Origin of the sequence: Vibrio sp. 10N.261.52.A1 (assembly GCF_002876325.1) — a bacterium.
GTDB lineage: Bacteria > Pseudomonadota > Gammaproteobacteria > Enterobacterales > Vibrionaceae > Vibrio > Vibrio chagasii.
The window spans coordinates 1-6300 of the sequence record NZ_MCYD01000911.1; the positions used below are offsets into that span (position 1 = coordinate 1).

General features: G+C 44.6%; 6 protein-coding genes and 1 pseudogene. 5 read left to right on the forward strand and 2 right to left on the reverse strand.

The genetic code is table 11. The features are described from left to right. The 5 genes from BCT81_RS19645 to uspE all read left to right on the forward strand — a co-directional run. On the forward strand, positions 1-1994 hold a 1994-nt coding region (locus tag BCT81_RS19645), incomplete at its 5' end, for a heavy metal translocating P-type ATPase (protein WP_102425548.1). Continuing rightward, on the forward strand, positions 1994-2230 hold the full coding sequence (ccoS, locus tag BCT81_RS19650) for a cbb3-type cytochrome oxidase assembly protein CcoS (RefSeq protein WP_102425549.1): 237 nt from the start codon (positions 1994-1996) through the stop codon (positions 2228-2230). The genes BCT81_RS19645 and ccoS, both read left to right, overlap by 1 nt. Further along, positions 2220-2894, forward strand: a complete 675-nt coding sequence (locus tag BCT81_RS19655; RefSeq protein ID WP_102425550.1) for a sulfite exporter TauE/SafE family protein — start codon at positions 2220-2222, stop codon at positions 2892-2894. The genes ccoS and BCT81_RS19655 overlap by 11 nt, the downstream gene beginning before the upstream one ends. 86 nt (positions 2895-2980) lie before the next feature. Beyond that, positions 2981-3727, forward strand: coding sequence for an FNR family transcription factor (locus tag BCT81_RS19660; protein WP_017632474.1), 747 nt, complete (start codon positions 2981-2983; stop codon positions 3725-3727). Between the two features lie 132 nt (positions 3728-3859). Further along, on the forward strand, positions 3860-4810 hold the full coding sequence (gene uspE, locus BCT81_RS19665; protein ID WP_102425551.1) for a universal stress protein UspE: 951 nt from the start codon (positions 3860-3862) through the stop codon (positions 4808-4810). Between the two features lie 122 nt (positions 4811-4932). Here uspE and ttcA read toward each other — a convergent pair whose 3' ends face one another. Together ttcA and BCT81_RS19675 are read right to left on the reverse strand one after the other, a co-directional pair. After that, a complete protein-coding gene (ttcA, locus tag BCT81_RS19670) occupies positions 4933-5826 on the reverse strand; it encodes a tRNA 2-thiocytidine(32) synthetase TtcA (RefSeq protein ID WP_008221945.1) in 894 nt (297 codons plus the stop codon). Between the two features lie 297 nt (positions 5827-6123). Then, positions 6124-6300 (reverse strand): annotated as a pseudogene (locus tag BCT81_RS19675) (DUF2987 domain-containing protein); the annotation flags it as partial.

The following is a 6300-nucleotide window of genomic DNA, read 5'->3' on the forward strand; positions in this document are numbered from 1 at the left end:
CCAACCGCGCCCTACTTAGCTGGGACAACACGCAAGTTAAATTGAGTGAGTTGTTATCGGCGATCCATACCTTAGGTTACAAAGCTGCGCCTTTCGAGGCTGACCAACAAGAAGCTGCCTATCACCGCTCAATGAAGAACTACCTCTATCGTCTTGGCGTTGCTGGTTTAGCAACCATGCAGGTGATGATGCTGGCGGTCGCACTATACCTTGAAGTATTTGGCAATCTTGAGCCTGAGTTTAAAAACTACTTCCGCTGGGTAAGCTTGATCTTTGCAACGCCGGTATTGCTTTATTCTGCTCTGCCGTTCTACATCAATGCATGGCGCAGTATTAAGGGGCGAACGCTGGGTATGGATGTGCCTGTGTCGATTGCGCTGCTGTTTGCTTACGTTGCGAGCTTGGTGGCAACCGTGACAGAGAAAGGAGAAGTTTTCTTCGAATCTATTTCGATGTTTACCTTCTTCCTTCTGCTTGGTCGTTTCTTAGAGATGAGAGCGCGTCGTAAAGCGGCGGCAGCGAGTGGTAATCTGCTTAAGCTCGTTCCTGCAATGGCGACAACGTTAGATGGCGACCAAGTTCCAGTAAAAACCTTAAAGGTAGGCGATCAGATTCGCGTACTACCGGGTGAGCATATTCCTGCGGACGGTAAAGTACTTTCTGGTCGAGTTCACATTGATGAATCCATGCTGACTGGCGAATCTATCCATGTCGTGAAAAACGAAGGCGATACTGTCTTCGCTGGCACGTTGAATGGTGACGAGTCGTTTGAACTGGAAGTGATGACATCAAAAGCGGACTCGGTCATCTCTAATATCGTTCGTCTTCAAGATGAAGCACAGTTGTCTAAGCCTCGTATCGCGGAGATTGCAGATATTGTGGCTCGTTACTTTATAGCGGTTATTTTGATTATCTCTTTCGGTACTTGGTTCTACTGGCACCAAACTCGTCCAGAAGATGCATTCTGGATCATGTTATCTGTACTGGTAGCGACTTGTCCTTGTGCTCTTTCACTGGCTACACCGACTGCAATTACTTGTTCGACATCCCGTATGGGCAACTTTGGTATTTTACTGCGTAAAGGCCACGTATTCGAAACCTTGTGTAAAGTGAATCACTTGATCATCGATAAGACGGGTACATTGACTGAGGGTGATATTCGTATCAGCCGTGTGGAAACTTTCTCTGAGCTTGATAAAGAGACGTGTTTAAAAGTGGCTGCGAGCCTAGAACAGCATGCTAACCACCCTATTGCGAAAGCATTCAAGACTCACGTGTCAGATGATGTTGAAGTCGATGCAGTAAACAACGTTATCGGTTCAGGTATTACTGGTGACTGGAACGGTCAAGAAGTTGCGATCGGTAGTAGCGAGTTTATTCTTGGTGAAGCTCAGCCAACACAAAGCAACGGTATCTACTTGTCGATGGCTGGACGTCATATCGCAACCTTCACTTATGAAGACCCGATTCGTAAAGAAAGCATCGAGTTCATCCAAAAATTCAAAGAAGCGGGTATTAAAACTACCCTGTTGACTGGCGACTCCTTGATTAACGCGAAGCCTGTGGCTGAAGAAATTGGGATCACCGATATTGTCGCGAACGCGAAACCAGAGGATAAGCTTGCTTACCTTAATTCTCGTGATGAAAAAGACATTACCATGATGGTCGGCGACGGTATTAACGATGCGCCTATCCTTGCGGGTGCTCACCTTTCTGTCGCTATGGGCGGCGGAACAGATGTAGCAAAAGCCTCTGCAGACATGGTTTTATTGGGCGACAAGCTTGATAGATTACTTAAGTCCCGTACATTGGCGCTAAAAACGCGTAAGATAATCCGCGAAAACCTAGCATGGTCATTGGGATATAACCTACTCATCCTTCCATTGGCTGTAGCGGGTTTGGTTGCTCCATACATTGCCGTAGTTGGCATGTCTGCAAGCTCTATTATTGTTGTGTCTAACTCATTAAGGCTTTTAAAAGAGCAAGGTAAATAATGGAAAGTTTATATATCCTGATTCCCATTGCGATTGTGCTGGTGTGTATCGCAGTTGGTATTTTTCTATGGGCCGTTAAGAGCGAACAGTTTGAAGACCTTGAGCGTCAAGGTCACAACATTTTGTTTGATGAAGACGAAAAGGCCCATGCTCACTCTGACAGCAAGCCTGTTAAGAATGATAAAGCTAATACAGAAAGCCCAACTAACCTAGACAAAAAGAACGATGACGCCTGATTGGATCGGAGCCTTTGTTGTCGGACTGATCGGCGCGGGCCACTGCATGGGAATGTGTGGTGGCATTGCGTCGCTCCTTTCAATCGGCAATACCAAACCTTCCCCGGTTATTCCCCTACTTTACAACCTTGGTCGCCTACTCAGCTATGCCGTTATTGGCGGTGTGATCGGCGGTGCTATCTCTTCAATCGGTCAACTTAGCGACTTCAACGCGCTACTTAATTGGCTTCGTTTGTTCGCCGCCATCTTTATGATCATTTTGGGCCTGTATATCGGGAAGTGGTGGTTTGGCTTGCTGTTCTTTGAGAAGGTCGGTCAGAAGTTGTGGCGTTATATTTCACCAGTCGGTAAGTCTTTCCTCCCACTCAAGCATCCAAGCCACGCTCTGCCGTTTGGTTTCATTTGGGGTTGGTTACCGTGTGGTCTAGTCTACTCTATGCTGACCTGGGCGGCTGTGTCAGGCAGTTGGTATAATGGAGCGGGAATCATGCTCGCATTTGGCTTAGGAACGCTTCCTGCGATGCTGACGGTTGGTATGGGCGCTAGCTTCCTCAAGAAATTGCAACAAGCTGACTTATTTCGTCAACTCGGTGCGATTTTAATCCTGATTTACGGTTTCTACACCGGATATATGGCACTGCAGCTCATTATTTATACCGTATAGCCATTCTTTAAATCCGGTTTTTTTACTACCCAACTGGATAAAGGAATGCTAAAATATTGACGTATATCAAATAGTGAAAGATTGTTATGATTTCTGAAAAGCCTGTAACGAAACGTGTCCAATCTGGTGGCTGTGCGATCCATTGCCAGGATTGTAGTATTAGCCAACTTTGTATTCCGTTCACTTTGAATGAATCTGAACTTGATCAACTTGATCAGATCATTGAGAGAAAAAAGCCTATTCAAAAAGGCCAAGAGTTATTTAAAGCCGGTGACGAGCTTAAATCTCTCTACGCTATTCGTTCTGGAACGATCAAGAGCTACACGATTACCGAGCAAGGTGACGAGCAGATTACTGCATTCCACCTAGCGGGCGATCTTGTTGGCTTTGATGCGATTACTGGTGACCTACACCCTAGTTTCGCACAAGCACTAGAAACTTCTATGGTATGTGAAATCCCATACGAGATTCTTGATGATCTATCAGGAAAAATGCCTAAGTTGCGTCAGCAAATTATGCGCCTGATGAGTAACGAGATTAAAGGCGACCAAGAAATGATTCTGCTTCTTTCTAAGAAGAATGCGGAAGAGCGTCTTGCTGCATTCCTTTACAACCTTTCAACTCGCTTCTCTCAACGTGGTTTCAGCCCACGTGAGTTCCGCTTAACGATGACTCGTGGTGATATTGGTAACTACTTAGGTTTAACGGTTGAAACTATTAGCCGTCTTTTAGGTCGTTTCCAGAAAGCAGACATCTTGAGCGTTAAAGGCAAATATATCACTATCGAAGATCACGATGCACTGATGGAACTTGCTGGCGTTTCAAAAGAATAGTCTAGATATCAATGATGTAGTTCAATAATGAGCTACATCATGTTTCTCCCTTAAAACCTCTTTTATTTCTCTTAATCTCCCCATAACTACGCTACATTATTTATATGTTCGGTCTGAAAAGTAGGCTTAGTTATGAGTATCTATAACAAAATTTTAGTTGTCGCAGACATTAATCACGATGAGCAACCTGCTCTAGTTCGTGCTATCCAACTTGCTAAGAAAAGCACCTCAACAAGCCATATCACTTTCTTTTTGTCTATCTACGACTTCTCGTATGAAATGACATCTATGCTCTCTGTCGATGAACGAGACGCAATGCGCAAGGGCGTGATTCATCAGCGTGAAACCTGGATGAACAAAGTAGCACAGCCTTACCTAGATGATTCTATTGAATTTAATGTTCAAGTGGTTTGGCATAATCGTCCTTACGAAGCCATCATTGCTGAGGTATATAGCGGCGGTCACGATATTTTGATTAAGGGCACGCGCAAGCACGATACTTTGGAATCAGTTATCTTCACACCAACTGATTGGCACCTGTTGAGAAAGTGCCCTAGCCCTGTACTGCTCGTTAAAAACGATTTCTGGCCAGAGCATGCAAAAATTTATGCGTCCGTTCACGTAGGCTCAGAGACGGAAGCGCATATAGAACTTAACGATACTATGGTCGATCGACTACTTGAGATTACTGGTCGTTTGGATGCGGAACCTTTCTTAGTTAACGCTTACCCCGTCACTCCGGCGAATATCACTATCGAACTGCCTGAGTTCGATCCTACGTCTTACACCGATGCAGTTCGTGGTCATCACTTAACAGCGATGAAGGCACTGCGTCAGAAGCATGGTATGTGTGAAGAGCAGACCGTTGTTGAGCAAGGCTTGCCTGAAGATGTCATTCCACGTGTTGCGTCTGAGAACAACGCTGCGATGGTGATCTTGGGTACAACCGGTCGTACGGGCTTATCTGCGGTATTTATTGGTAATACCGCAGAGCACGTGATTGATAAGATTAACTGTGATGTTTTGGCGCTTAAGCCATCTGGTTACGTTAGCCCACTCGACCCTAACCTCTCGAAAGGTTAATGCGTTTCAGCAGACGAACTTAACTGCGAGTTCAACTCATAAAAAAACGCCTCAAGCATTGCTTGAGGCGTTTTTGTTTGTCTGTTGTAGGTGCATCTACTGCTCTACAACGATTGTTCGTTTTATACGTTCGTTACGTCGATGAACATTGACTCGTCGATGTTAGAAGATGAGATTTCAGCTTCTTGGAATTCGTATTCTTCGCGCTCGCCACTACGGTCTAGTGGAAGGTTTACGAAGTCAAACAGTTCGCGGTCAGCCAGTTGGCTTGGGCTAACGTTTTGAATCGACTTAAAGATCTTTTCAACACGGCCTGGTGTCTTCTTGTCCCAGTCAATTAGCATTGCTTTAATGCTTTGACGTTGTAGGTTTTCTTGCGAACCACATAGGTTACAAGGAATGATTGGGAACTCTTTGTGTTCAGCGTATTTGATTAGGTCGGTTTCACGACAGTAAGTCAGTGGACGAATAACAACGTTACGACCATCATCAGAACGTAGCTTAGGAGGCATAGCCTTTAGACGAGCGCCGTGGAACATGTTAAGGAACATAGTTTCAACGATGTCATCCATGTGGTGACCAAGAGCGATCTTAGTCGCGCCAATCTTCTCAGCGAACGAGTACAAAGTACCACGACGCAGACGAGAACATAGACCACATGTTGTCTTACCTTCTGGAATCTTCTCTTTAACTACTGAGTACGTATCTTTATCTACGATGTAGTAAGGAATGTTCAGCGTTTCAAAGTATTCAGGAAGAATGTGCTCAGGGAACCCAGGTTGTTTTTGATCTAGGTTTACCGCAACAACATCAAATTTGATTGGTGCTGCTTCACGTAAACGTAGCAAAATATCTAGCATCGCAAATGAATCTTTACCGCCACTGATACATGCCATTACCACATCATTCTCTTCGATCATGTTGTAGTCGATGATGGCATTTCCAACATTTCTTCTCAGACGTTTCTGAAGTTTGTTGAATTCTAGTACTTCTTTTCTATTATCGTTTTGGTTCATTGCGACTCTCACACCGTCGTATTACCGACTGTAGATTGCTAGTGGGACTGTTTTAGGGCGTGGATTATACGGATTTTTATTTCATGTTGAAATAGTAACGGCAGGATAAACAAGGTGACTGGTTGAAAGATGCCACTTTATCTAGTGATAACCGCTCATCTTTCATAAAAAATGAGCTTGAAAAGCGCAAACCACGCTGGTTGTAGGAAAAGAAAAGCAGCCTAACTTGGTTTGAGTTGGCTGCTTTACATTGTTTTGTTTAGATTAACGCCGTGTGGTCAATCGTCTAACTCAAGGCTATTGAGCCGGAATGTAAGGTAACACACGAGTTGTCGCTTCTGGTAACGTGATGCTGTCACTTCCATCTAGTTCTTCTAGTGTGAACTTAGCGCGTCCTTGTGTAATCGGGAGCTGTTTGCCGTTAGAAAGCGTTATGTTACCTTCAAGCTTGTCTGCAAACTCAAGCGTTAACCC

What these genes read in the sequence shown, in the direction of transcription:
- ccoS (WP_102425549.1), top strand. Translation starts at nt 1,994, where the DNA reads ATGGAAAGTTTATATATCCTGATTCCCATTGCGATTGTGCTGGTGTGT.
- BCT81_RS19655 (WP_102425550.1), top strand. Translation starts at nt 2,220, where the DNA reads ATGACGCCTGATTGGATCGGAGCCTTTGTTGTCGGACTGATCGGCGCG.
- BCT81_RS19660 (WP_017632474.1), top strand. Translation starts at nt 2,981, where the DNA reads ATGATTTCTGAAAAGCCTGTAACGAAACGTGTCCAATCTGGTGGCTGT.
- uspE (WP_102425551.1), top strand. Translation starts at nt 3,860, where the DNA reads ATGAGTATCTATAACAAAATTTTAGTTGTCGCAGACATTAATCACGAT.
- ttcA (WP_008221945.1), bottom strand. Translation starts at nt 5,826, where the DNA reads ATGAACCAAAACGATAATAGAAAAGAAGTACTAGAATTCAACAAACTT.